At 65.0% G+C, this 24,950-nt stretch carries 22 protein-coding genes; 6 read left to right on the top strand and 16 right to left on the bottom strand.

Features of this window, described 5'->3' with window-relative positions; genetic code table 11:
• Positions 1 to 289: 289 nt before the first annotated feature.
• From FAZ11_RS01235 to cydP, 6 genes are all read right to left on the bottom strand, one after another.
• Complete coding sequence (locus tag FAZ11_RS01235; RefSeq protein WP_058773400.1) at positions 290 to 2,251, bottom strand: methyl-accepting chemotaxis protein; 1,962 nt, start codon at positions 2,249 to 2,251, stop codon at positions 290 to 292.
• 229 nt (positions 2,252 to 2,480) lie between these two features.
• A complete protein-coding gene (locus tag FAZ11_RS01240; protein WP_058763912.1) occupies positions 2,481 to 2,783 on the bottom strand; it encodes a cyd operon YbgE family protein in 303 nt (100 codons plus the stop codon).
• Positions 2,764 to 2,880, bottom strand: coding sequence for a cytochrome bd-I oxidase subunit CydX (gene cydX / locus FAZ11_RS01245; RefSeq protein ID WP_007158843.1), 117 nt, complete (start codon positions 2,878 to 2,880; stop codon positions 2,764 to 2,766). The genes FAZ11_RS01240 and cydX overlap by 20 nt, the downstream gene beginning before the upstream one ends.
• A 26-nt stretch (positions 2,881 to 2,906) precedes the next feature.
• Positions 2,907 to 4,046 (bottom strand): cytochrome d ubiquinol oxidase subunit II, encoded by a 1,140-nt coding sequence (gene cydB / locus FAZ11_RS01250; RefSeq protein WP_058773401.1) that lies wholly within the window; start codon positions 4,044 to 4,046, stop codon positions 2,907 to 2,909.
• 10 nt (positions 4,047 to 4,056) lie between these two features.
• A complete protein-coding gene (locus FAZ11_RS01255; RefSeq protein ID WP_058773402.1) occupies positions 4,057 to 5,670 on the bottom strand; it encodes a cytochrome ubiquinol oxidase subunit I in 1,614 nt (537 codons plus the stop codon).
• A gap of 33 nt (positions 5,671 to 5,703) precedes the next feature.
• A complete protein-coding gene (gene cydP, locus FAZ11_RS24740) occupies positions 5,704 to 5,847 on the bottom strand; it encodes a cytochrome oxidase putative small subunit CydP (protein ID WP_167371441.1) in 144 nt (47 codons plus the stop codon).
• A gap of 260 nt (positions 5,848 to 6,107) precedes the next feature.
• On the opposite strand from cydP, the gene FAZ11_RS01260 reads away from it, so the two are divergent.
• Positions 6,108 to 6,374, top strand: a complete 267-nt coding sequence (locus FAZ11_RS01260; protein WP_237141917.1) for a hypothetical protein — start codon at positions 6,108 to 6,110, stop codon at positions 6,372 to 6,374.
• Between the two features lie 47 nt (positions 6,375 to 6,421).
• Here the strand turns inward: FAZ11_RS01260 and FAZ11_RS01265 are convergent, their stop codons facing one another.
• Positions 6,422 to 8,890, bottom strand: coding sequence for a PAS domain S-box protein (locus tag FAZ11_RS01265; protein WP_081320035.1), 2,469 nt, complete (start codon positions 8,888 to 8,890; stop codon positions 6,422 to 6,424).
• A gap of 248 nt (positions 8,891 to 9,138) precedes the next feature.
• On the bottom strand, positions 9,139 to 9,393 hold the full coding sequence (locus FAZ11_RS01270; RefSeq protein ID WP_058763903.1) for a DUF2790 domain-containing protein: 255 nt from the start codon (positions 9,391 to 9,393) through the stop codon (positions 9,139 to 9,141).
• 129 nt (positions 9,394 to 9,522) lie between these two features.
• Between FAZ11_RS01270 and FAZ11_RS25140 the strand changes: the two genes are divergently transcribed.
• From FAZ11_RS25140 to FAZ11_RS01280, 3 genes are all read left to right on the top strand, one after another.
• A complete protein-coding gene (locus FAZ11_RS25140; RefSeq protein ID WP_275078143.1) occupies positions 9,523 to 9,645 on the top strand; it encodes a hypothetical protein in 123 nt (40 codons plus the stop codon).
• Between the two features lie 11 nt (positions 9,646 to 9,656).
• The gene (locus FAZ11_RS01275) at positions 9,657 to 10,367 is read left to right on the top strand and encodes an LrgB family protein (RefSeq protein ID WP_081320036.1); all 711 of its coding nucleotides are present in this window, start codon (positions 9,657 to 9,659) and stop codon (positions 10,365 to 10,367) included.
• Between the two features lie 82 nt (positions 10,368 to 10,449).
• Complete coding sequence (locus FAZ11_RS01280) at positions 10,450 to 10,671, top strand: hypothetical protein (RefSeq protein WP_058773403.1); 222 nt, start codon at positions 10,450 to 10,452, stop codon at positions 10,669 to 10,671.
• Between the two features lie 325 nt (positions 10,672 to 10,996).
• Here the strand turns inward: FAZ11_RS01280 and FAZ11_RS01285 are convergent, their stop codons facing one another.
• From FAZ11_RS01285 to FAZ11_RS01320, 8 genes are all read right to left on the bottom strand, one after another.
• On the bottom strand, positions 10,997 to 11,848 hold the full coding sequence (locus FAZ11_RS01285) for a universal stress protein (protein WP_058773404.1): 852 nt from the start codon (positions 11,846 to 11,848) through the stop codon (positions 10,997 to 10,999).
• 14 nt (positions 11,849 to 11,862) lie between these two features.
• Entirely contained in the window at positions 11,863 to 13,347 is a 1,485-nt protein-coding gene (locus FAZ11_RS01290; RefSeq protein ID WP_058773405.1) for a SulP family inorganic anion transporter, read from the bottom strand.
• A gap of 934 nt (positions 13,348 to 14,281) precedes the next feature.
• Positions 14,282 to 14,527 (bottom strand): hypothetical protein, encoded by a 246-nt coding sequence (locus FAZ11_RS01295; protein WP_074528027.1) that lies wholly within the window; start codon positions 14,525 to 14,527, stop codon positions 14,282 to 14,284.
• A 755-nt stretch (positions 14,528 to 15,282) separates the two neighbouring features.
• Positions 15,283 to 16,278 carry a cytochrome d ubiquinol oxidase subunit II gene (gene cydB, locus FAZ11_RS01300; protein WP_058773407.1) on the bottom strand — a complete coding sequence of 332 codons (996 nt, stop codon included), beginning with the start codon at positions 16,276 to 16,278 and terminating at the stop codon, positions 15,283 to 15,285.
• Entirely contained in the window at positions 16,278 to 17,657 is a 1,380-nt protein-coding gene (locus FAZ11_RS01305) for a cytochrome ubiquinol oxidase subunit I (protein ID WP_058767436.1), read from the bottom strand. The genes cydB (FAZ11_RS01300) and FAZ11_RS01305 overlap by 1 nt, the downstream gene beginning before the upstream one ends.
• Before the next feature lie 7 nt (positions 17,658 to 17,664).
• Positions 17,665 to 18,147 (bottom strand): helical membrane plugin domain-containing protein, encoded by a 483-nt coding sequence (locus FAZ11_RS01310; protein WP_058773408.1) that lies wholly within the window; start codon positions 18,145 to 18,147, stop codon positions 17,665 to 17,667.
• Entirely contained in the window at positions 18,147 to 21,131 is a 2,985-nt protein-coding gene (fdhF, locus tag FAZ11_RS01315) for a formate dehydrogenase subunit alpha (RefSeq protein WP_058787327.1), read from the bottom strand. The genes FAZ11_RS01310 and fdhF overlap by 1 nt, the downstream gene beginning before the upstream one ends.
• A gap of 109 nt (positions 21,132 to 21,240) precedes the next feature.
• Positions 21,241 to 22,503: a cation:proton antiporter gene (locus FAZ11_RS01320; RefSeq protein WP_058772891.1), complete on the bottom strand. Its 1,263-nt coding sequence runs from the start codon at positions 22,501 to 22,503 to the stop codon at positions 21,241 to 21,243.
• A gap of 156 nt (positions 22,504 to 22,659) precedes the next feature.
• Here FAZ11_RS01320 and FAZ11_RS01325 point away from each other — a divergent pair, with 156 nt between their 5' ends.
• Entirely contained in the window at positions 22,660 to 23,337 is a 678-nt protein-coding gene (locus tag FAZ11_RS01325) for a DUF4396 domain-containing protein (RefSeq protein WP_058772892.1), read from the top strand.
• 596 nt (positions 23,338 to 23,933) lie between these two features.
• A complete protein-coding gene (locus tag FAZ11_RS01330) occupies positions 23,934 to 24,887 on the top strand; it encodes a TAXI family TRAP transporter solute-binding subunit (protein ID WP_058765302.1) in 954 nt (317 codons plus the stop codon).
• The last annotated feature ends 63 nt before the right edge of the window (positions 24,888 to 24,950 follow it).

The following is a 24,950-nucleotide window of genomic DNA, read 5'->3' on the forward strand; positions in this document are numbered from 1 at the left end:
ATACACCCAAGGGCGAGCGTTGATTTCCGCTGCGATCTCGCTGGCTTACCCGAGAGGGTGACCCTTCCAGGCGTCGTCTCCACGCCTTTTTTCCAGCCAAAGCCAGAGCTCGAACAGCCAGCGAACGGCATGGGCGATGCAGGCAATGCCCGCGAACAGCACATGAAAGAGGGGGATCAATAGGCTTCCCAGACCGTCAGCCTGTCTCATGCTGAATTCCCGGCTGGCGCGGGACTGGATGACGCTAGGCCCACTTGAGCTGCGGGCCTTCCAAGGGGCGACGGCGTCATCAGGCCACGCGGAAGCGCCCCACCAGCGCCTGCTGTTGCTCGGCCAGGCGGGCCAGCTCGCGGCTGGTGACGGCGGTCTGCTCGGCGCCGGCGCTGACCTGGATCACCAGGTCGTTGATGTCGTTGACGTTGCGGCTGATCTCTTCGGCGACCTGGCTCTGCTGCTCGGCAGCGGAGGCCACCTGGATGGTACGGTCGTTGATCAGGGTCACGCCCTCGGCGATCTCGCCGAGCAACTCGCCGGCCCGCACCACGTTGCTGGCGCCGGTCTGCACCTGGCTCAGGGTTTCCTGCATGGCCTGGGTGGCGCGGTCGGAGCCGGCCTGCAAATGGCTGATCATCTGTTGGATGTTGCCGGTGGACTGCTGGGTCTTTTGCGCCAGGGCGCGCACCTCGTCGGCCACCACGGCGAAGCCGCGGCCCGCCTCGCCGGCGCGAGCGGCCTCGATGGCAGCGTTGAGTGCCAGCAGGTTGGTCTGTTCGGCGATACCGCGGATCACGTCCAGCACCGAGGAGATGGAATCGCTCTCCTGCTTGAGCTCGGCGATGATCGCCGAGGTGCGCTCGGCCTGTACCGACAGTCCCTGCACCAGGTCGATGGTGGCCTGCAATTCGCGGCGACCCTGGCTGGTATTGCCCTCGACCTGCCGCGAGCCTTCGGCGGCCTCGGTGGTGCTGCGGGCGACGTCCTTCACGGTCGCGCTCATCTCGGCGATGGCGGTGGCCACCTGGTCGGTCCCCTGGCGCTGCTGGGCGACGTTCTGACTGGTCTGGACGGCGACCGCCGAGGCTTCTTCGGCCGCGGTGGCGACCTGCACGGTGGCCGCGCCGATCTCCTGGATCACCTGGCCGAGCTCCTGGCTCATCTGGTTGAGGTTGCCGGTGATGGTGCCGAATTCGTCCTTGCCCTGGTAGGCGCAACGGGCGGTGAGGTCACGGGCGGCCAGGCGGGTGAGGGTGCCGTTGACCTGCTCGACCGCCTGCTTGATGTTGCGGATGATCACCCAGGCCAGCGCCGAGACGGCCACCAGGACCACCAGCACCAGGCCGAGGGTGGTCCAGAGATCGCGGCTGGCGCCGGCTCGCGCCTGTTCGGCCAGGGCGGCGATGCTGGCGCTCAGGTCGCCCTCCACCTTGACCATCAAATCGATGCGCTGGGTGGCCAGGTTGAACCACTCCTCGGGCTTGACGCCCAGGGCTTCGCCCAGGGGCACGTCGAAGGCCAGCTGCTGCAGGCGGCTGACTTCCAAGGCGCTCGGTTGCTTGAAGGCGGCGTCGAGCTGCTGGATGAATTCCGGTGTGGCCTTGCGCTGGAAGGCGTCGGCATAGGCGGAGAACTCGCCCAGATTGCGCGCGAAGCGCGACAGCAAACCTGCGTCGAAGCGATTCTGGTTGAACGCCAGGCCCAGGAGTACCCGCTCGCGGCCCGCTCGTTCCTTCATCTCGACGAACAGGTTCAGGGCACCCAGCGCACGGAGGATGGCCGGGTCCTCGACCCCGGCTTCGAGGGCGTGGGTGTAGCCGATCAACGCCTTGATGAGGTCGGTATAGGCGGTACCGGACTGGGTGGTGGTGAGTCCCAGGCCATCGACCTTGGTCCTTAGCTCAGGCAGGCCATCCAGGGTCCGCAGTACGCTCTGGAGCGCGGCATCATCGCCGCTGGCCATGGCCCGCAGGTCGCTTTGGGCCTGGTCGCTGTCCTGGCGGAAGCTCTTGAGCTTGTCCTGCATCGTCTTGCCGCCGCTGCCGAGGAACACCCCACTGGCGCCGCGTTCGCGCTGCAGACGGGTGACCACGGCGCTGATGCGCTGGGCGGCGGCGCTGGCGGTCACGGTGTGTTCCATCTCCTTGAGCGTCCGATAGCGCTCGGCGGTATAGAAACTGGAAATCACCAGGAAACCCGCCAACGGCAAGAGCAGGATCAACAGGAGTTTGGTGCTGAGCGGGGCATTCCTGAGCATGGGTCGATTCTCTGGCTTCGAACGGTCGCGCGGCGGGCATGAAGGCGGTGGGCGGCCAGGCAGTGCGCTGGCCTTTCCGGGGTGTCGGCAGGTGGCGGAGAAGCTTAATAGTCAAGCTAGTCTGTGGGATGACTAGCGGGATCGGCGGCACGGCGGCTCGCAGGCGGCGCCGTATCTAGTACGGCGGCGCGAGTCCATTGGCGTGCCCGACGTTGAGCGTCGGTCTAAATCAGCCCAGTTGTGCCTTGAACAGCAGGGCATAGCCCAGCACCAGCAACGGCCACCCCACCACCGGCCCGAACAGCAGCCGCCACAGCCACAGCCGGGGCACGAAGCCGACGCCGTGGACCAGCCCGGCGGAGACACCGAGCATCACCGCCATCAGCAGCGGATGGCTGTAGTGGCCGCTGGCGTCGAGCATCAGCCCTGGGTGGATCAAGAGCAGCAGCGCCAGGGGGCCCGCCAGCAGCAGGGACAGCGTCCGCCCCAGCGGGTGGACGCGGGGTAGGGCTTCAGCATTCGGCGTCGTCATGGACGTCCAGCTCCCGGGTGCTTTCCAGCCAGAGGGCGTTGATGATGCCGAAGCTCGCGGCGAGCAGGACACCGAGAATCCAGGTGAAGTACCACATGGCGAATCTCCTTGCAGGTGGCTCGATCAGTAGAGGCCGTGGGGGTTGGCGTCGATGTAGCGGTCGTCGACCTTGCCCCACATCCGCCGGTAGCTCCACAGGGTGTAGGCCAGGATGATGGGCACGAAGATCGCCGCGGCGACGAACATGATGCTTAAGGTGCGCTGGCTGGAAACGGCGTCCCAGACGGTAAGGCTCGACGCCGGGTCCAGGCTCGACGGCAGCACGAAGGGGAACAGCGCGCAGCCGGCGGTGGCCAGCGTACCGACGATGCCCAGGGCGGTGCCGGAGAAGGCGAGGCCTGCCTGGCGCCAACTGCTGCCGAGCAGCGCCAGGACGCTGCCCAATACGGCCACGACCGGGGCGATCAGCGTCAACGGCTGGGCCTGATAGTTGGCCAGCCAACCCGGATTGCCGGCGGTCACCACCTTGTGCAGCGGATTCAGGGCGCTGGCCGGATCGCCCTGGCTGACCAGCAGGTAGCCCTCGAAGCCATAGGCCAGCCAGACCCCGGCCAGGCCGAAGGTGGCCAGGTGCAGCAGGGCGCAGAGGCCGGTGGCGCGGCGGGCGCGCTCGCCCAGGGCCTCATGAGTGCGCAGCATCAGCCAGGCGCCGCCATGGGCGCAGAGCATGGCCAGACTGACCAGCCCGCAGAGCAGGGCGAAGGGATTGAGCAGGGCGAAGAAGCTGCCGTGATAGCTGGATCTCAGGGTGTCGTCGAGTTGGAAGGGCACCCCCTGGAACAGGTTGCCGAAGGCAACCCCGAACACCAGCGCCGGGACCAGGCTGCCAGCGAACAGGCCCCAGTCCCAGGCGTTGCGCCAGCGGGCGTCGTCCAGCTTGCTGCGGTAGTCGAAGCCGACCGGCCGCAGGAACAGCGCGAAGAGCACCAGCAGCAAGGCCCAGTAGAGCCCGGAGAAGGCGGTGGCATAGACCAGCGGCCAGGCGGCGAAGAGGGCGCCGCCCGCGGTGATGAACCACACCTGGTTGCCATCCCAGTGCGGCGCGATGCTGTTGATGGCGGCGCGGCGTTCCTTGTCGGTCTTGCCGATCAGCGGCATCAGGATCATGGCGCCCATGTCGAAGCCGTCGGTGAGGGCGAAGCCGATCAGCAGCACCCCGATCAGTACCCACCAGCTGAGCTTGAGCACTTCGTAGTCGAACATGGCGGTCTCCTCAGACGTTGGCCGGGGTAGCGGGTTTGGCCACGGCGGCCTGGCGCAGGGCGTCGCCCACCTGGGCGGCGCGTTCGTGGAAGTAGCGGCCGGTATGCAGGCTGCTCGGGCCGCGGCGGGCGAAACGGATCATCAGGTAGAGCTCGACGATCAACAGCAGGGTGTAGAAGGCCACCAGGGCGCCGATGGAGCCCAGCAGGTCGCCCGCAGCCAGGGTCGAGGCCGACAGATGCGTGGGCAGCACCTCGCTGATGGTCCAGGGCTGGCGACCGTGCTCGGCGACCCACCAGCCGGTCTGGGTAGCGATCCAGGGCAAGGGCAGGCTGACTAGCGCCCACTTCAGCAGCCAGGGCTTCTGGAGTTCGTTGCGGCGGGTCGAGGCCCAGAAGGCGCAGACGAACAGCGCCAGCATCAGCACGCCACAGGCGACCATGAGGCGGAAGGTCCAGAACAGGCTGGCGACGCCGGGAATGGTGTCCAGGGCGGCCTGGCGTACCTGTTCGGGCGTGGCCGTGGTGGGATCGTTCACGTACTTCTTCAGCAGCAGGCCATAGCCAAGGTCGTGCTTGCGGGCGTCGAAGGCGGCGCGAGTGGTGGCCGTATCGTTACCGGCGCGTAGCTGCTCCAGCAGCGCATAGGCCAGGGCGCCGTTGCGGATGCGCGCCTCGTATTGCTTGACCAGATCCTTGATGCCGGTGACCGGTTCGGTGGTGGAGCGGGTGGCGATCAGGCCCATCAGGTAGGGGATCTTCACCGCATAGTCGGTGCGCATCTCCTGCTGGTTGGGAATGCCGAACAGGGTGAAGGAGGCGGGGGCTTCCTCGGTGTTCCACTCGGCCTCGATGGCGGCCAGCTTGACCTTCTGCACCTCGCCCACGCGATAGCCGGATTCGTCGCCCAGTACGATGACCGAAAGCACCGCGGCCATGCCGAAGGCGGCGGCCACGGCGAAGGAACGCCGGGCGAAGCCGATGTCGCGACCCTTGAGCAGGTAGTAGCTGGAGATGGCCAGCACGAAGATGGCGCCGGTGACATAGCCCGAGGCCACGGTGTGGACGAACTTAACCTGGGCGACAGGGTTGAGCAGCAGGGCACCGAAGTCCGTGAGCTCCATGCGCATGGTCAGGTAGTTGAATTCGGCGCCCACCGGATTCTGCATCCAGCCATTGGCCACCAGGATCCACAGGGCGGAGAGATTCGAGCCCAGGGCCACCAGCCAGGTCACCAAGAGATGCTGGCCCTTGGAGAGCCGATCCCAGCCGAAGAAGAACAGGCCGATCAGCGTCGATTCCAGGAAGAAGGCCATCAGGCCCTCGATGGCCAGGGGCGCGCCGAAGATGTCGCCGACGTAGTGGGAGTAATAGGCCCAGTTGGTGCCGAACTGGAACTCCATGGTCAGGCCGGTGGTGACGCCCAGGGCGAAGTTGATGCCGAACAACTTGCCCCAGAACTGGGTCATGTCCTTGTAGACCTGTTTGCCGGTCATCACATAGACCGACTCCATGATCCCCAGGATCACCACCAGCCCCAGGGTCAGGGGCACGAAGATGAAGTGATACAGCGCGGTCATGCCGAATTGCAGGCGTGACAGGTCCACGACGGATTCCGAGATCATCCCGGCAATCTCCTCAACTAAAAGAAAGGGGTGCTAGTCCAGCAGGTGGGCGCTGACCGCCCGGGCGGCGTCGGGCGGCACCGTGGGGGCGCTGAACCAGAGGCTCTTGATCACCAGCAGCAGCGCCAGCTTGAAGAGCAGGATGACCAGCAATTCCTTGACCAGGCGTCCGTTCATGGTGACCTCGCGAGCCGTGGCGCCGCTCCAGGACGGAGTGGCGGTTGCATGCAGGATGCGCCTGCTGGCCCTGGGCAAAACTGATCCAGGTCAATTGGCCAGTGGCCAGCACCTGGGGCAGGTTGTCGCAGTCGTTCAGGTGGGGTTCAGAGGGGTTAAGACGGTGTTAAGACAGCGGGGCGCACAGTGAAGCCGTCACTGACGCCAGACCGCTTCCTTGTGGCGACGCCAGGCCCGAGTCTTCGACAGGAGGAATCATCATGTCCATGAACGTCTTCAACAAGATGGCCGCCCTCGCCATGCTCAGCACCGCCAGCTATGCCGCCATGGCCAGCGAACTCAACGAGCGGCGTAACCAGGTCATGCCGCAGTCGAAGGTGGCGGAGGCGGATATCGCACCGGTCCAGCAGGTGACTCCCGTCGGCTGGGATCGCGTGCTCGATTCCAAAGCCTACGGCCCGGTCTCGGTGCGTTACCAGGCCCGTGCCGTGAGTCCGGACGTCTTGCGTAGCGCCGTGCTCGGCTAACGAACTTCTGCCACGCGGTCCGCGTCTCCCGCGGATCGCGGCTGAGCCTAGGCCGTCAGGTGCGTGGAGGCTTCCTCCAGAATCTGCTGCAGTCGGCGTGACAACTCGTCGACGGAATAGGGCTTGTGGATCAGCTCGAAGCCCTGGGTGCCATTGGTGGCGAGGACGTGGCTGTAGCCGGAGGTCAGCAGGATGGGGAGGCTGCGATACAGCCGGCGGATTTCGATGGCGAGTTCGAGGCCGCTCATGCCCGGCATGACGACATCCGAAAAGACCACGTCGTAGTGGTTCGGCTGCTCGACGAGCAGGGCCAGGGCCTGGTCGGCGGTCGTGGCCAGCACCGGGTGATAGCCCAGATCCCGCAGCGAATCGACGGCGAAGTTGCCGACTTGGACGTTGTCTTCGACCACCAGCACACGCGCGCCATGGCCATCGGCTACCGCCAGGGTTTCGCTCACGAGCAGAGGCGCGGCCTCGCCGCTCGCCTGCGGTAGATAAAGGTGGAAGGTCGTACCCCGGCCGACCTCGCTCGCGACCCGGATCTCCCCACCCGATTGCTTGATGAAGCCGAACACCTGGCTCAGCCCGAGCCCCGTGCCCTTGCCCACGCGCTTGGTGGTGAAGAAGGGTTCGAAGATCTGCGTGAGATGCTCCGGGGCGATACCGCTGCCATCATCCGCGATGGAAACCACCACCGAGGGGGTGGCGACCGCGCACGGGACAGCGCTGGTGGGCAGGTCGCTCACGGTCTTGACGCTGATGGTCAGGGTTCCGCTCCCCTCCATGGCGTCTCTTGCATTGACCACCATGTTGACCAGCGCGGTATCGAATTGGCCCGGATCGGCGTAGACCAGGCAGGGCTGCTCGCAGAGGTCGAGGGTGATAGTGATGCGTGATCCCAGCAGCGTCCCCAGCATGTCGTGCAAGGCGCGGACGTTGGCGCTCGCCGAAAACACCTCGGGTGTGAGCGCCTGGCGTCGGGCGAAGGCCAGCAACTGGCCCGTCAGCTTCGCCGCCCGATCGACCGTGGTGGAAATGGCGCCGATATAGAGTTCGCGGCGTTCCTCGTTCAGCTTCGGGCGCTTGAGCAGGTCGCAGGATGACTTGATGACCGTCAGCAGGTTATTGAAATCGTGGGCCACGCCACCGGTAAGCTGACCGATCGCCTCCATCTTCTGCGCCTGGCGCAAGGCATCCTCGGCCGTCGCCAGGTCCTGTGCCTGCTGCCGTTGCTGGGACACATCGCGGACCGTGGCGTAGATCAGATCGGCGTTACGCACGGCATTCCAGGACAACCACCGGTAGGAACCATCGCGGTGGCGGTAGCGGTTCTCGAAACTGATCACCGGCTCCCCCTGCTGGAGATCGGCCAGCGCCTGGCGGGTGGCGACCAGGTCATCGCTGTGGACGAAAGCCATGAACGGCTGGGCCTTGAGTTCCTCGATCGTCCAACCCAGCGTCATCACCCAGGCCGGGTTCAGGCTGAGGAAGAAGCCCTCGAGGCTCGCCACGCACAGCGGGTCGTTCGAGCATTTCCAGATCTGATCCCGCTCGGCGGTGCGCGCCGAGACCTGGCGTTCCAGGTCGTCGTTGAGCGTCGCGATCGCCTCGGCCCTGGCCTGCTGCTCCCGCTGGGCAAGGACGCGAGCGCTGATATCGCGCGAGATGCAGACGATCTTCGACTGGTCGGTGCCGGCAACCTCGAAGGGCGAACAGGAGACTTCCCACCAGCGTGGCTCGCCTCGAGCCGTGGGACAGAAGCCCTCGACTCGCGTGGTCTGGCCCCGGCCTGCTCGCTCTACGGCCTGCCTGATCTTCTTGCCTTCTTCTTCCGGCCAGAGCGAGGCGTATTCGACTCCCATGACCTGATCCACGGACTGCAACTGATTCAGCTCCAGGCCCTGGATGTTCATGAATTCGATATGCCCCTCGGCGGAGAGGACTTTCACGCAATCCAGGCTGGCCTTGAGCAGGCTGCGCGAAAAGGCCTCGCTGTGCAGCACGTTGCGGGCGGCGTTGAAGCGCCGTTGGGCGCCGATCTCCAGCGCGATCATGCCGGCGAACAGCTCGAAGGCAGGCAGAATCTCGGGGCTGCTGGGGCGGGCCGGCTGGGGATCTATGGCGCAAAGAGTGCCGAAGAAGCTGCCATCGTCCAGCACGATGGGCACGGAAATATAGCTGCGTAAGCCGTACTGCCTGGGTGTGTGATGGTCGCGGTAGAGGGCGTCCTGCTCCACGTCATCGATTACCACCGGCTGTCGATGGCCGCGAATCTCATCGCAAATCGTCGACTCGACCACCAGCTCTCCACCACGCTCCAGGCCGAAGCCGATATGGTCGAGCGTGCGGCAGGCGATCCAGCGGTCATCGGTCACCCGGGCGACGGCGGCGAAGCCCATGCCCGTCATTCGGCACACCACTTCCAGGATCTTGGGAACCGCAGCGATTTCCCCGACCAGGTCGACATCTTCGTCGAGGCTGTACGCAGGGACTGGAGTTGGAATCAGGGTGCTCATCGGGCCGCTCGTACGTTGCCCGGGCCGGGCAGTAGGGTGGGTAGCGAGCGACAGGGTGACGTCTCTAGGTTGCCGCGCTAGAGGCGCTCGTCACAGGCCGTGCCCGGCCAGTATACCGGTCACCCAAGCGGCGCGGTCGAACATGCTGTTGCAGTAAGGAGAGCCGTCGGCAAATACGACGAACGGTCCCGGACGGATCACGCCGTCGTTGGCAAGCCTCCAGACGGGAGCAGCCATGGATAGCGGTTTCAGTTGTCGTCGTAGCAACCATAGCCATACACGAGATAGTCCATCACGTGCTCCTGGCCCTGGTGATCCAGGTAATCGAGACGAGCCGGGACGATACCGCAGCGGCTGGTCAGATCGGTCTGGCTGATGACCTTGGCGACGTCGAGGTGGACGAAGAAGCCGGGCTGGTCGTGAATCAGCACGGGATCGCGGTCAGCGGCCAGGGCGGAGCCGGTGGCGAGCAGTCCGAAGATGGCGAGCATAAGCGCTTTCATGGTGAGTCCTCTGGGTGCTGGGTAAGGAGGGTGCTTACCGGCCACCTTAGGAGGGCAGGGGGGACCACAGGCTGACCGGGCGATGACAAATCGGTCATGGACGCCGTTTGACCCGAGGCGGAGCGCCCGTTGCGTTCTGACCTGGAGGTGCGACAGCTACGCCTGGCACCCCCCGACCGGATGGATCGCGACGCCCATGCCGCCAAGGTGCGCACCGCAGTGCGGCTGGCTGCTGCAGTAGCTGATCGGTAGAAGCAAGGATCATGTCTGATCTTGGCGTCGCCAGCGTGCTGTGGAGCGGAGGAATTCCCTACGAGCAGTATCGCGGCGCCAGTGGCAAGCGCTCGCTGCTGCTAGGACCTACCACCGTGGGCCTGGCTGTACCGCTCTACAAGAATTTTCAGCGCGTGACGGCGCTCCGCACGCCGCTGCTGATAATCCTGCTGGTAGGAGGCGTCGTCGGCGTCTCCCTGACCCTCTCCCTGGGCTGGCTGTTTGGCCTGTCCGACATCCCGTTGATGAGTCTGGTACCCAAGTCGGTCACCATGCCCATCGCCTTGCCGCTGTCGGATCATTTCGGCGGCATCGCACCCTTGACCGCCGTGATCGTGATGCTGACCGCAGTGATCAGCACGACCCTGGCGCTGCCGCTGCTCAAGGTGTTCAAGGTCGAGGATCCGGCGGCCCGTGGCCTGACCCCGGGCATGAATGGCCATGCCATCGGAACGGCCCGCGCCTTGCACGAAAGCGCGGAAACGGCAGCCTTTTCGGCGCTGGGCATGATCCTGCTCGGGATCGTCACCGCGCTCCTTCTCCCCCTGGTACAGGGCGGCCGAGCGGCAATGGCCTGGCGAGCCGGGCAGGCGCGCCAGCAGCTGCCTGTCATGGATAAACCCGGGGTTGGCCCCACGCCAATCGGCCAGACCCGACTTCAGCTGCCGCCCAGTCATCATTCTCGACACTTCATGCGATAACCGTTGCCAGCGAGAAGACCGTGCGGAAGATGATGGCACTAGGCCAGTCGACGGTCGGCAGCCGTGCCTATAGGGCGAGATCATGGGCAGCGAAGACAACGACATTCAGACATCCCTCCAGCAGCTCGGTCAGCTGAAGCTGGACAGCAGCCTAGACCAGACACGCGGTGATCGAAGCTTCATGGATCGACTGGTGGCGGTGCTCGAAGAATGCGGTGTGGACGATCGCACCGACGAAGAAAATGCCCTGCTCGAATGGGCGCGAACCTGCCAGCGGCAGGCGGCTAGCGACCCCGCCAGCTAGGCGGCCGTCGACGCCGTCGGGCTCGAGCGCGAGCGCCTGTCCCGGTCCTGCGCTACGCCTTGGCGCCCTTGCCCAGCCGGGTATTCGCGGAGCTCCGTTTCGAGCCGGTTGCTGGGTCCGGAGTGAGCGGTACCGTCGCCCACGCCGCTCTTGGCTGGCCATCGGCAGTCCTGTCGACGTCCACCAGGGCGGCGTCAGCACCAGGCCCGTCGTTCGGACAAGGCCAAGGCTCTACCCTTCGCCGTGGTGTCGAGCACGGTAGCGCTCCGCCGATCCGAAACAGCGGATGCGGTGAAGCGCTGTCGTCGCGCCGGGTGGCGCTGCGTCAGCCGCGCAGGACCAGGGTGGTGATGTCGGTGTGGCCCAGCATGTGCGAGGTCTGGCTGCCCAGCAGGAAGCGTCTGGCGGCGGAATGACTGTAGGCACCCATCACCAGCAGGTCGGCCTGGGTGGCATGGACCCGGTCGGGAATCACCTCTTCCGGATGCCCGGCAACCAGGTGCGTCGTCACCGCACTGCCACAGGACCTCAAGAGGTCCGCGGCGGCCTCCAGTCCGGCCACGCGGGCGGGAGTCGCCTCGCCGACCTGCAGGATCTCGCCCTCGAGTCCGGACAGCAGCAGGTTCTTGGCGACCCGCAACAGGCCCTGATGGGTGGCCTCGCTGCCATCGTAGGCGACCAGAAAGCGCCGGGGCTCGATGAAGTCGGCCGCGCAGACCAGGATGGGTTTGTGCAGCATCCGCACCACCGTCTCCAGCTGACTGCCAATGCCGCGACTAGCGGAGTGCTCGCCGCGCTTGCCGATCACCAGCACGCCCATTTCCGCTTCCAGCTCGCGCAGGGTATCCGCCAGATAGTCATGGCGCTGGAGCGTCGTCGGTGCTGTCGCCACGCCGCGCTCCTGCAATCGCTGCAGGGCCCCGCTGAGCAAGGCCTCGCCGTCGGCCCGCGCCAGGCGAGCACGCTGCTCGTCCAGCCGGGCCAGTTCTTCGAGCAGGTGTTCGCGCGAGCCGAGGCCAATGGCGCCGCTGGTATCGGGAGAGGTCGGGTAGAGGCTGCGCTCCAGGACGTGCAGCAGGGTGATGGGCAGCGCCAGGCGGTGGGCCAGCCAGGCGCTGTGGTCGCAGACGCTGCCCGCCAGGGGCGAGCCGTCGATGCAGGCGATGATCTTGCTCATGGATGTCCTCCTCCTCAGTGGCCCAGCAGTTCACTGCTGGCCCCGGGCTTGTCGTGGATACCGAAGCGATCGACCAGGGTCGCGCTGGCGTGGTCCAGGTCGAGCACCTGCACGGTCACGCCTTCCCGGCGATACCTGAGCACGACCTTGTCCAGCGCGGCGACGGCGGTGATATCCCAGAACTGGGCCGCCTTGAGATCGATGCGAACCTCATCCAGCACCTCCTTGAAATCGAAGGCGGCAAGGAAGGCCGCGGTGGACGAGAAGAACACCTGACCCTGTACCTCGTAGCGGCGCACGCCGGGCGCTTCCAGGCGGGAGGTAATCGTCAGCTGATGCCCGACCTTGTTGGCAAAGAACAGCGAGGCCAGCAGCACCCCGACCAGTACGCCGAGCGCCAGGTTGTGGGTGGCGACCACGACCACCACGGTGGCCACCATCACCAGATTGGTGGAGAGCGGGTGGCGCCGCAGATTGCGGATCGAATCCCAGCTGAAGGTGCCGATGGACACCATGATCATCACCGCGACCAACGCCGCCATCGGGATCCGGGCGAGCCAGTCGCCAAGAAAGACCACCATCAGCAGCAGGAAGACCCCCGCACAGAGAGTGGACAGCCGCGTGCGGCCACCGGATTTCATGTTGATCACCGACTGGCCGATCATGGCGCAGCCCGCCATGCCGCCCAGCAGGCCGGCGGCGATGTTGGCGATTCCCTGGCCCTTGCATTCGCGATTCTTGTCGCTGGGGGTGTCGGTGATGTCATCGACGATGGTGGCTGTCATCAGCGACTCCAACAGCCCGACCACGGCCAGCGCCAGGGAATAGGGCAGGATGATCAGCAGGGTGTCGAGGGTCAGGGGCACCTGCGGCCAGAGCAGTACCGGCAGGGTATCGGGCAGCTGGCCCATGTCACCCACCGTGCGGATGTCCAGGCCCAGCCCGAGGGAGACCGCGGTCAGCACCAGGATGCAGACCAGCGGCGACGGTAGCATCCGGCCCACCACCGGCAACAAGGGGAACAGATAGATGATGCCCAACCCGGCGGCGGTCATGGCGTAGACCTCCCAGCCGACATCGGTCAGCTCGGGCAACTGGGCAAGAAAGATCAGGATCGCCAGGGCGTTGACGAAGCCGGTCACCACGGAGCGGGACACGAAGCGCATCAGCGCGCCCAGGCGCAGATAGCCGGCGGCGATCTGCAGCACCCCGGTCAAGAGGGTGGCGGCGAGCAGGTATTGCAGGCCGTGCTCCTTGACCAGGGTCACCATCAGCAGCGCCATGGCGCCCGTGGCCGCCGAGATCATCCCCGGGCGACCGCCGACGAAGGCGATCACCACGGCGATGCAGAAGGAGGCGTAGAGCCCGACCTTGGGATCGAGTCCCGCGATGATGGAAAAGGCGATGGCTTCGGGAATCAACGCCAGGGCGACGACCAAGCCGGACAGCACATCGTTCTTCACATTGGAAAACCAATGCGTCTTGAGGGTAAGCAACATAGACAACTCGCACCTGTGCCTGACCCGTCGAGCAGGTGGCAGCCGCCGGATCAGGCGTGAATTTCAGGGTTGGCAACCGTCCTGTCGCGGGCGCGACGAGACGGCTGACGTCCTCGCAGCTGGGCAAGGACGGGAGAGGTGCGAGCTATGGGGGACTGGGTTGCCAGTCAAGGGATGAGTGCTGCATGGAAGTCACCATAACACAATGGGTAGCTATCTGGTGAGGGCGGGCAGCCACGACGGTGAATCTTGAGCGAAGTCGCAAACCAAGCCTGGCATCCGGGAAATCATGATGGAAATTCATCACCCTCTGCCTGGACCACCTTCCACCGCTCTCTCTCATCCACCCTCACCGCGCGCGCCACAGAGGGGAAAAGCAGGAAGGGAAAGCGCCGCAAGCCCCTTGGCTGACACGCCAACTGCCGCAAGAAGCCGATCAAGGCGTTTGGCTGTCCGTTCGCGCACAACCAGGGCGCTAGAAGCCAAGTCGACCTGCGCGGTCGTGATAGTCCTGGCGGCGGATCGTGCATGCCTGACGCTCGCGTCGGATCCGCGACATTCCCGAAATGCCGGACCTTTCACCACAACGACCGGGGTCGCGGGGATTCCAAGGCCCAAGGAGCTATGGAGGGCGATGCTGAAAGAGCGCACGGACATCAGGGGGGCACTAGGAAAAATGCCTGTGCTCGGCGACTTTTCGTACAGAGCCTAACCGTACGTGAAGAATGCAGTGTCGACGATCGTACCGAGGAAGAAATGCCCTGCCCGAGTGGGCGCGTGCCTTCCAGTGGTTGCCAGGTAAAGCTGCTGGCAGCCACTGGGCTTGGTAGGCGCCCGTTATTTTACCGGTGCCAGTGCGCTTGGCCTGGCAGGGCATTCTGTCGCGACGCCTGGGCTGGCAGCCATGGCCGGTCGAGTCGCTAGAGGCGATGGATCAAGGTTGGCCAGTACCGTCATACGAGCCGCTTCCCGCGAGCGGGCCCAATTTCAGGGGCGCCAACAGGGCGGTCTCTGCCACCAAATCGGCAACCCTTTGATTGAGATCCTGTACCGCCTGCAGGACATCTTGGATGTCCCGGTTATCGCAGTCGACCTTGGTCAGCTGGCTGGCGTTATCCTGGAGTTGACGATAAAGGCCAAGTAGCGCTTCGCGGGCTTGGTCTCTGGGATCACGGTGCATGATGGGGGCTCGGACCTCGATCAGGTGGATGGCACTAAGCCACTATGATCTGTCTATTTAAATATCGCAATAATCGATTCGCCGACCTGGTTTCGTTCAGACCAATGGTCAGCAGGCTGGTGAGGTGGGCAGGGCCTCTCCTGACGCCAGCAGTTTTTTCAGGTGCCCACGGTAATCAAGATGTTTGGCAGCGACGCACAGCGCTTCTGCCAGGGATGAGGGCAGCGCTTCAGGTTCCAGCTGACGCCGTTAGTACGACAAGGCAGGTGGCCGCCTGCGCTCCCCAGGCGGCTGCGAAAGGGTGCTACCTGCGCGCTGTTCTGGGCCGGCAAGGCTCAGTACGGGACGCCCATCGTCTGGGTGGATGAAGTTTCATGGCGTTCTGCAGGTAGCGATGTTCAGACCTGCGCCATACCGCCGCCGACCGGCAATCCGTCCTGGGAATGAAGCTATTTTGGTCGCTTGCGAGAGACAGCGCCGCTGAGGCGCCTTCTTCGACGTACGCCGCCGGCCGAGCGGGTTGGAGGCGCGGATCTAACGGCAGCGGCCAGGTCGACCACCGCCGGCTCCGCGTACCGGAGTCATAAGCGCGCGGGACGAGTGACCGGTGAGGCCGGCAAGAGGTGCAACAGGGTGACGGGCAACGCCTGGCGGTGGGCCAGCCAAGGACGGTTACCGCAGACGGTGCCTACCAGGGGGAACGCCTCTAGTGTCGGCGAGTGTCTGGCCAATATCCGTTTGTTGCGCTAGCTAGATCAACGACGCGATCTGATCTTGCCGCGAAAGATCCAGAAACCGTAGGTGCTGTAGGCGAGGGTGAACGGCACCAGCACGGCGAAGCCTGCCAGCATGAAGCCCTGGCTCGCGGGCGGGGAGGCGGCGGCGGTCAGGGTGAGGTGCGGGGGTACGATCAGCGGGTAGAGTGCCAGGATCAGTGCCACATAGGTGAGCAGGAACATGCCCAAGGCGACGAACAGCGGCAGGTAGTGATGGCGGGCACGAAAACTCAACAGGAACAGGGCAGCCAGCAACAGCGCCAGAGTAGCCAGGCTGCCGGCTATCTCCGGTTTCGCCAGGCGCTGTACGTAGCGTAGATCCTGCAGCAGCGTCCAGGCCAGTACCCCAGCCAACAACAACAGAGTCGCACCGCCGAACCACAGGGCCTGGCGCCGCGACCTCCGGTGCAGCTCGCCTTCGCTGCGCCAATACAACCAGCAGGCTCCCAGCCAGAGATAACCCACGGCCAGAGCCATCCCGCAATAGAGGGCGAAGGGGCTGAACCATTCCCAGCCCCGGCCAAGGTAGTGGCCATTGAGCTGGGGTACGCCCTGGACCAGGGTGCCGAGCACGCTGCCCTGGGCCAGGGAAGCCAGAAGCGAACCCGCGAATAAGGCACCGTCGAACAACCGCTGTCGGCCCGGCGTTTCGGCCCGGTCGCGATATTCCAGGGCCACCGCCCGCACTACCAACGCCAGGAACATCAGCACGAAGGGTAGATAGAGGGCTGGCAGCAAAAGCCCGTAGGCCAACGGAAACAGCGCCAGCAGACCACCACCGCCCAGTACCAGCCAGGTTTCGTTGCCGTCCCAGATCGGCAGGATGGAAAAGGCCATCACGTGCCGGTGTTCCGGCCGGGGATTGCAGGCGAACAGCATGCCCACACCGAGATCGGTGCCGTCCAGGACGATGTAGCAGAGCACGGCGAAGGCCAGCGCGGCCGCCGACAGCAGCACCAGCCAGTCGGCAGGCATCAGCGCTCGGCTCCTGTATCGTTGGCCAGCTCCGGTTCCGGCCCGCGTTCCTGGTGCCTTGGGGCCTGGGCCATGGCACGCAGCAGGTAGCGCAGGCCGATGCCGAATACCGCCAGATAGACCAATAGGATGACGGCGGTCGAGCCGAGGACGAAACCGAGGTCGACCGGCGAGCGGCTTTCCTCCGTGCGAAGCAGTCCGTAGACGGTGAAGGGCTGGCGGCCGACCTCCGTCACCACCCAGCCCGCCAGCATCGCGAGGAAGCCGGCGGGAGCCATGATCAGGCTGGCTCGCTGCAGCCAGCGAGCCCGGTAGAGCCTGCCGCGGATACGCAGCACCAGACCCGCCAGACCCTGGAGCGCCATGAGCAGGCCCAGGCCGACCATGATGCGAAAGGCAAAGAAAACGATGGCTACGGGCGGTAGGTCGCCCGGCGGAAATTCATTCAGGCTACGAATGGTGCCGGTCCAGTCATGGCGCAGGTAGAGCGATCCCAGGTGGGGGATGGCCACCTCGAAGCGGTTGCGACGCTCGCTCTGGCTGGGCAGGGCGAACAGCCGCAGGGGTTCGCCCGCGCCCGGGGCCGGGCGGTCCCAGCTGCCCTCCATGGCCGCCACCTTTTGCGGCTGCAGCTCCAGGGTCTTCTCGCCGTGCAGGTCGCCCGCGAGGATCTGTGGCGGCACCAGCAGCACCAGCGCCCAGAGCGCCATGGAGTAGTGGATGCGCGCGTGGCGATTGTCGGGTTCGCGCAGCAGATGCCAGGCACCGGCGGCCGCCACCAGGGTCGCGGTGCCGATGAAGGCGGCCAGGGTCATGTGCACGAAGCGATAGGGAAAGGACGGATTGAAGACGATGGCCCACCAGTCCGCCGGCAGGAAACGGCCATCCGCGGCCAGCTCGAAGCCCGCCGGGGAATGCATCCAGGAGTTGGCCGACAGGATCCAGAAGGCACTGAGCAACGAGCCCAGGGCCACCAGGGCGGTGGCCAGCAGATGCAGGCGCGGACCGACCTTGTTCAGGCCGAACAGCATGATGCCGAGAAAGCCCGCCTCGAGGAAAAAGGCGACCATCACCTCATAGAACATCAGCGGTCCGATCACTGCGCCAGCCTTGGTCGCCAGACCTGCCCAGTTCATGCCGAACTGATATTCCATGATCAGCCCCGAGGCGGTGCCCACGGCCACGTTCAGCGCGAATATCTTCAGCCAGAAGCGATAGAGATCCAGGTAGGTCTGTTCCCGGCGCCAGCGCCACAGTACCTCCAGGGCCAGCAGGAAGTTCGCCAGGCCAATGGAAAAAGCGGCCAGCACGATATGGAAGCCGATGGCGATGGCAAACTGGGCGCGGGCCGCCAACAGGGCGGGATCGGCGGTATCCATGTCCGGCCTAGGCGTCGCTCGGCTTGCCGGTAAAGGCCGAGATAGGGCGATCCACCGGCTGATCGAGGCCGGCGGCGAAGGCTTTCAAGCCCTCCAGCAGCGGGGTCAGCGCGCGCCAGAGGTCTTCGTCCTGCAATAACCGGTAGGCCCCGGTCACGCCGGGTGCCTCCTGGGCGGCGGATTCGCGGCGCGTTTCGGTGACGGCTGTCAGGGCGTCGCGGAGCGAAAAGGCCAGGCTATAGAACTGACCGGGCGGTATCGTCGACAGCGCCATGGCCAGCACCGATAGGTTCTGGACGACATTCAGCGAGCCAGGCTTGTTCAGCCCATCGACCAGCACCTTGGCGACCTGGGTGTTGGCCGCGACCAGGTCGTTGGCGAAGCGTAGCATCCCGTGCTCGTGCAGGGTCTGCAGCAGCCGGTCCAGTTCTTCTTGGGCATCGGGCCCGAGCTTGGGTGGGGTGACCTCATGGGTAATGCGTTCAGCCATCAGAAGCGCTCCGGATGGGGGGCGGGCTGCAGGGGTGGGGCATAGTCGTCCCGGGCCCACTTCACCTCGACGAGTTGTGCCGGGACGCCCTCCAGGGGCGTACGCCGGCCGTGGCGGAAGTTTTCTTGCGGCAACGGCTGCGGCAGCGGCGCCCGGCCGAGGCGCTCCAGGCGCACCGCGGTTTCCTTGTAGGCAGGGGTGTTGACGTCGGGATCGTGATGTTCGCCGGTCAGGGCGTTGAGCCCCGGCTTGCCCTGGTGGATGGGCATGAACAGCACCTCGCCGGCGACCCGGTCGGTGATCACCACGGGCACCTCCACCTGGCCGCGTCTGGAACTCAGGCGCACCCAGCTGCCTTCTTCCAGCCCCCGCTCCTGGGCAAGCGTCGGACTGATCTCGACGAACCAGTGGGGAGAAAGCTCGGTCACCCGCCCGCCCTTGTCGGTCTGGTTCATGCTCTGGAAGTGTTCGAGCATCCGGCCGTTGTCCAGCAGCAGGTCGTATTCGGCGTCCACGTCTTCGGCCGGGGGCTGCCAGTCCACCGGATAGAGCCTGGCGCGCCCGTCCTCGGTATGAAAGCGGTCGGTGTAGAGCAGCGGCGTGCTCGCCCCGCTGGCCGCGACTGGCCAGAGCTGAGAATTCCAGCCCTCGAGGCGCTCATAGCTGACCCCGGCGAAGAGGTCGGCGATGCCGGCCACCTCGGCCATGATCTGGCTGGGATGGCTGTAACCCCAGTCGTGGCCCATGCGGGCCGCCAGATCGGTCAGGATGCGCCAGTCGGGCCGGCAGTCGCCAAGCGGCGGGAGCACCTCGTAGAAGCGCTGGATCCGCCGTTCGGTGTTGACGAAGGTGCCGTCCTTTTCCACGCTCGGACAGCCCGGCAACACCACGTCGGCGAACTCGGCGGTGCGACTCAGGAAAATGTCCTGGACCACCAGGAAATCGAGGCGGGTAAAGGCGGCGTGGACATTGTGACTGTCGGCATCGGAAAAGGCGGTTTCCTCGCCGATCACATACATCGCCCGGACCTTGTGCTCGGCGGCGTCCTGCACCATCAGGAAGTTGTCCTGGCCGACCTGGTCGGACAGGCGCTCCGGCGCGACGCCCCAGGCCTTGGCCCATTTGGCCCGTGCTGCCGGATCCGTGACCTTTTCGTAGCCCGGATATTGATTCTTCAGACAGCCGAAGTCGCTTGCGCCCTGCACGTTGTTATGGCCGCGCATGGGATAGCCACCGGTGCCGGGTCGGCCATAGTTGCCGGTCACCAGGAGCAGGTTGGAAAGGGCGGTGCTGGTATCCGCGCCATGGCTGTGCTGGGTGATGCCCATGGCCCAGCACAGGCAGACGGCGCCCGCGCGGCCGATGAGTTCGGCGGCCTCCACCAGCTGATCACGGGCAATGCCGGTCACCTGCTCGGCGAATTCCAGGGTGAAGGGCGCCAGGGAGCGACGATAGTCTGCGACCCCCGTGACGCGCTGGGCGAGGAAGGCTTCGTCCGCCAGGCCGTGATCGAACTGGTAGCGCGCCATGGCCGAGGCCCAGACCAGGTCGGTGCCCGGTCTGATCCGCAGGAACAGCTCGGCCCGTTCGGCCATTTCATGGCGGCGCGGATCCACCACCAACAGCCGCTGACCACGATGCTTTTGCGCAGCCTTGAGCTTGGACGCGAACACGGGATGGTTCTCGGCCAGGTTGCTCCCCACCAGAATCACCAGGTCGGCCTGTTCCAGGTCGGCCAGGGTGCCGGCATCGCCGCCGTAGCCTACGGTACGGAACAGTCCCTGGGTGGCCGGGTTCTGGCAGTAGCGTGAAGAATTGTCGACGCTGTTGGTACCTATGATCAGCCGGGCGATCTTCTGCGTGAGATAGGCCTCTTCGTTGCTGGCTTTGCTCGAGCCGATGAAGCCCAGACTGTCCGCTCCGTGGCGATCGCGAATCTCCAGCAGTCGCCGCGCCACCAGCTCCAGGGCCTCGTCCCAGCTGGCTTCGCGAAAGCGGTCGCCCTCACGGATCAATGGCGTGGTCAAGCGTTGCGGATCGTTGACGAAATCCCAGGCGAATTTGCCCTTGATGCAGGTGGAGATGCCATTGACGGGCGCGTCCACCACCGGCTGAACCTTGAGGATGTGGCGGTCACGAGTCCACATTTCGAAGCTGCAGCCCACTCCGCAGTAGGTGCAGACCGTCTTGGTGCGCCGGATCTCCGGTTGGCGCCAATGCATGTCCATCACCGAGATGCCGGTGATGGGCGGCGCACCCATGGTCCGCTCGACCGTCTTGATGGCGTCGATCAGCGGCCGCTTCAGCGCTTCCGGCATGGCGGTGAAAGGGCCGGCATCGGGCTGCATGGTCTTTTCCAGCAGCGCATTGCACGGACAGACCGTGACGCAGTGGCCACAACTCACGCAACTGGAGCCCTCGATGCGCTCGCCGCCGTCCCAGAGTACGCGCGGATGGTCCTGACTGAAGTCGATGCTCAGGGTCTCGTTGACCTCGACGTTCTGGCAGGCCTCGACGCAGCGGCCGCAGAGAATGCACTGATCCGGATCGTAGGTGTAGAAGGGGTTGGAATGATCCTTGGCGTAGGGTTTGCGCTGGTAGGCGTAGCGCTGGATGGGCAGCTTCATATCGGCCACGGTGTTGTGCAGCGTGCAGTCCCCGGTGTTGTGCTCGCAGACCGTGCAGTACAGCTCGTGCTTGGCGAGGATGCGGTCCATGCCTTCGTGGCGAGCCGCCGTCGCGCGGTCGACCTGGCTACCGACGCGCAGGCCCTCCTGGCTGCGCAGGGTGCAGCCGCGTACCAGGTCGCCGTCCACCTCCACCCAGCAGACATCGCAGGTCTGCAGTGCGCCCAAGGCGCGGTGATAGCAGACGTGGGGCAGGTGGATGTCGTGGGCGGCGAGAAAATCCACCAGGGGCAGGTCGACGGGGCCTTCGAGGGCGCGGCCATCGTAGAAGAGGGTGCATTGGGCAACTGCGGGCATGGCGGGGATCCGGTTGGTCGACAGAAGCGCGGTCGACCGGGGCCGCCACGAACTCCTGCAGAGGACGTCATCCAGACGCCGACCGTTCGGGCGAAGCGGGAGGTATTTTTCAGTCCCGCTGCGCTTGCCTCGGAGGGACCGCACGACAGGTATGCCGCACCAGGCCACCGATGGTCAGGCCCTGAACGAGCACCGAAAAGAGCACCACCAGATAGGTCAGGTTGAGGAACAGATCGCGTTCGTCACCGCTAGGCAGAGCCAGTACCAGGGCTACCGAAACGCCACCACGCAAGCCGCCCCAGGTCAGGATGCGTGCCGCCCCGGGCGGCAGTTCGCGCTTCCAGAATCCGATCAGCGCCAAGGGGGGGCCGACCGTGGCCAGCCGCACCCCGAGGATGACCAGGATCAATGCCATCGCCAGCGGCACATAGCGCCATTCGAACGGCACCAGCACCAATTCCAACCCCATGAGCACGAACAGCAGGGCATTGAGGAATTCGTCGATGAGCGTCCAGAAGCTGTCCAGGTGCTTGCGCGTGCGATCGGACAAGGCGCGTTCCCGCACCAGATTGCCGACGATCAGACCAGCCACGGTCATGGCGATCGGGCCGGAAACGTCCAGGTGGATGGACCAGGTATAGCCGCCGAGGACCAGGGCCACGGTGAGCAGCACCTCAACCTGATAGTCATCGATGGATTTCATCAGGCGATAGGCCAGGCCACCCAGTAGCGCGCCCAGCAATAGGCCGCCGCCGATTTCCTCGAGCAGTAGCCAAAGCGTCTCGTCCAGCGCAGGTAGCGCTTTGTTGCCCAGCGCGCCAACCAATAGGGTGAAGGCCACCACCGCCACGCCATCATTGAACAGGGATTCACCCACGATGGTGGTCTCCAGGGATTTGGGCGCGCCTGCGGACTTGAGGATACCCAGTACCGCCACCGGATCGGTCGGCGCGACGACGGCCCCGAAGACCAGGCACCATATCAGGGACACTCCCAAGTCCAGTTGCTCGAGCAGCCACCAGGTGGCCAGGCCGATGCCCAGGATGGAAATGGCCACGCCGGCCGTCGCCAGCAGTCCGATCGCCCAGGCGCGCTTGCGGATGTTTGCGAAGTCGAGATTCATGGCACCGGCGAAGAGCAGGAACGACAGCAGACAGTCGAGCAGCAGTCGATCGAAGTCGACCTGCTGCATGGCGATCTGGATGCGGTGTTCCAGTCCTGGCAATCCCAGTAGCGTCAGGCCGTGCAGCAGTAGCGAGCCGATCAGGGCGATGGCCATGACGCCTATGGTGGGCGGCAGCCCGATGAAACGCCGGTTGATGAAGGCGAGCAGGGCGGTGAGAGAGACGAAGCCAGCGGCGAGATCGAGCATCGAAAGCGTCCAGGAACAGTTGCACCTTATCCAGCGACCCCTGTCCACGCCGGGAGGTTGCACCGTCTCGGTGGCCTGGGGATGTGCAACGGCAAGCGAACTCTCGCCGTTTGCCGAGGGTCGGCTGCACACCAGCCGTCACCCGAGTCTTCATTGATGTCCGTTCCGTTCTGGCTACACCTGCTGGCCATCCTGTCGCTGAGTCTGGCTATCCTCTGTGCCCTATGGGTGCTGCTCGATCTGTACCGTCGCCCGCAGCCCATGACCATCATGAACCTGGTGTGGCCTCTGACCATGCTCTGGGCGGGCGTTCCTGGCCTGCTGCTCTATCACCGCATCGGTCGTGTGGCGAAAGGCGGGGCGAAGCATCACGCCCATGGTCAAAGACCCTTTCACCAGAGTGTCATGCTTGGTGCCAGCCACTGTGGGAGCGGCTGCACCCTGGGTGATCTCCTCGCGGAAACCCTGGTGATCGCGGTGCCGGTAAGCCTGTTCGGGCAGCGGATATTCGGCACCTGGGCGGTCGATTTCGTACTGGCCTTCCTGCTGGGCATCGTCTTCCAGTACTTCAGCATCAAACCCATGCGCCAGCTGTCGCGCTGGCAGGGCCTCAAGGCGGCAGTCAAGGCCGATACCCTGTCGCTGCTGGCCTGGCAGGTCGGCATGTACGGCTGGATGGCGCTATGTCTGTTCGGGCTGTTTTCCGAAGCGGCGCTGCCCAAGAGCGAGCCAGTGTTCTGGTTCATGATGCAGCTCGCCATGTATGCCGGCTTCATCATCAGCTGTCCGGTGAATGCCTGGTTGATCAAGCGAGGCGTCAAGGAAGCCATGTAACGCCCGTACCGGCAGATGCTGGCGGGCAAGGTGTCTAGCCCAGGAGCGGTTCGCCCAGCGGGCGCGGTCAAGGCGGAGGGTGACAGCGGGACTAGTCTCCCGCAAACCGTACTGGCACATCAGGCATGTCGTGAGACCGGGTCTGGTGGCAGCTGGCGCCGGGACGATCCGCGCCAGAGGTCGCAAGATCTGTCCAGTCGTGATCATTCACCTGATGGCGGCAACCATACCTCGCCGCAGGCATCCCGGTGTCGGTGATACCGGGCAGCGCTGCTGGTCCGCGGGGCGTGGCTGCCTGTTACAAGTTGACACGGGTAAGTCTCAGAGCTTACTCGCCTCTGAGATGACATCTGATATAAATCCAGAGCGGCCCTCTGGGCTGCTGGCTCTACGACCATAACAACTAAAAGAGGTCAGCCCATTAAATGCCCAGGCACGAACGCCAGGTCGTACCTATGGTCATGTCGGCGACTGTCGCATGCTGCGGCGGTACGTCAGCACCGTCCCCTCCGCCGAATTGAACCCACTGGGCTGCACCCGTGCGCCGTTCCCGCTGTAACTCTGCACAAAGCCATAAAAACAATGGAGATACCTGCATGCGCCTGACCAAGAAACTCGGCCTCTTCGCCGCTGCGGCCGCCTTTACCGCCAGCACTGCCGTGCTGGCCGCGCCGACCTTCATCAACGTGCTCACCGGAGGTACCAGCGGTGTGTACTACCCCATCGGCGTAGCCCTGTCGCAGATCTACAGTACCGGCATCGACGGGGCCAAGACCTCGGTTCAGGCCACCAAGGCGTCGGTGGAAAACCTCAATCTGCTGCAGGCGGGTCGTGGAGAGCTGGCTTTCGCCCTCGGCGATTCGGTAGCCGATGCCTGGAACGGTGTGGAAGATGCTGGCTTCAAGACCCCGCTGAAGAAGATCCGGGCCATCGCCGGCACCTATCCGAACTATATCCAGATCGTCGCCAACGCCGACTCCGGTATCACGTCCCTGGCCGACCTCAAGGGCAAGCGCATTTCCGTCGGTGCTCCCAAGTCGGGCACCGAGCTCAATGCCCGCGCCATCTTCAAGGCGGCCGGCCTGACCTACAAGGACATGGGCGCGGTGGAATTCCTCCCCTATGCCGAGTCGGTGGAGCTGATCAAGAACCGCCAGCTCGACGCCACCCTGCAGTCGTCCGGTCTGGGCATGGCGGCCATTCGGGACCTGGCCTCGACCATGAAGGTCAGCTTCGTCGCCATTCCAGCGGATGTCGTCAGCAAGATCGGCAACGCCGCCTATCAGCCGGCAACCATCCCGGCCGGCACCTATGACGGCCAGACCGCCGACGTGCCCACCGTGGCCATCACCAACATCCTGGTCAGTCGGGAGGGCGTCTCCGACGACGTCGCCTACCAGATGACCAAGCTGATGTTCGAGCACCTCGACCGTCTGGGCAATGCCCACTCCGCGGCCAAGGACATCAAGCTGCAGACCGCCGCCAAGAACCTGCCGATCCCGCTGCATCCGGGCGCCGAGCGCTACTACAAGGAAGTCGGCGCCCTCTAGGGCGGAGCCGGGCAGGGCGCGGAGCGAGGATCGGTCTGCGCCCCTGCCGCTCAGGCGCTCGTA

Origin of the sequence: Pseudomonas rhizoryzae, from assembly GCF_005250615.1 — a bacterium.
GTDB classification, from domain to species: domain Bacteria; phylum Pseudomonadota; class Gammaproteobacteria; order Pseudomonadales; family Pseudomonadaceae; genus Chryseomonas; species Chryseomonas rhizoryzae.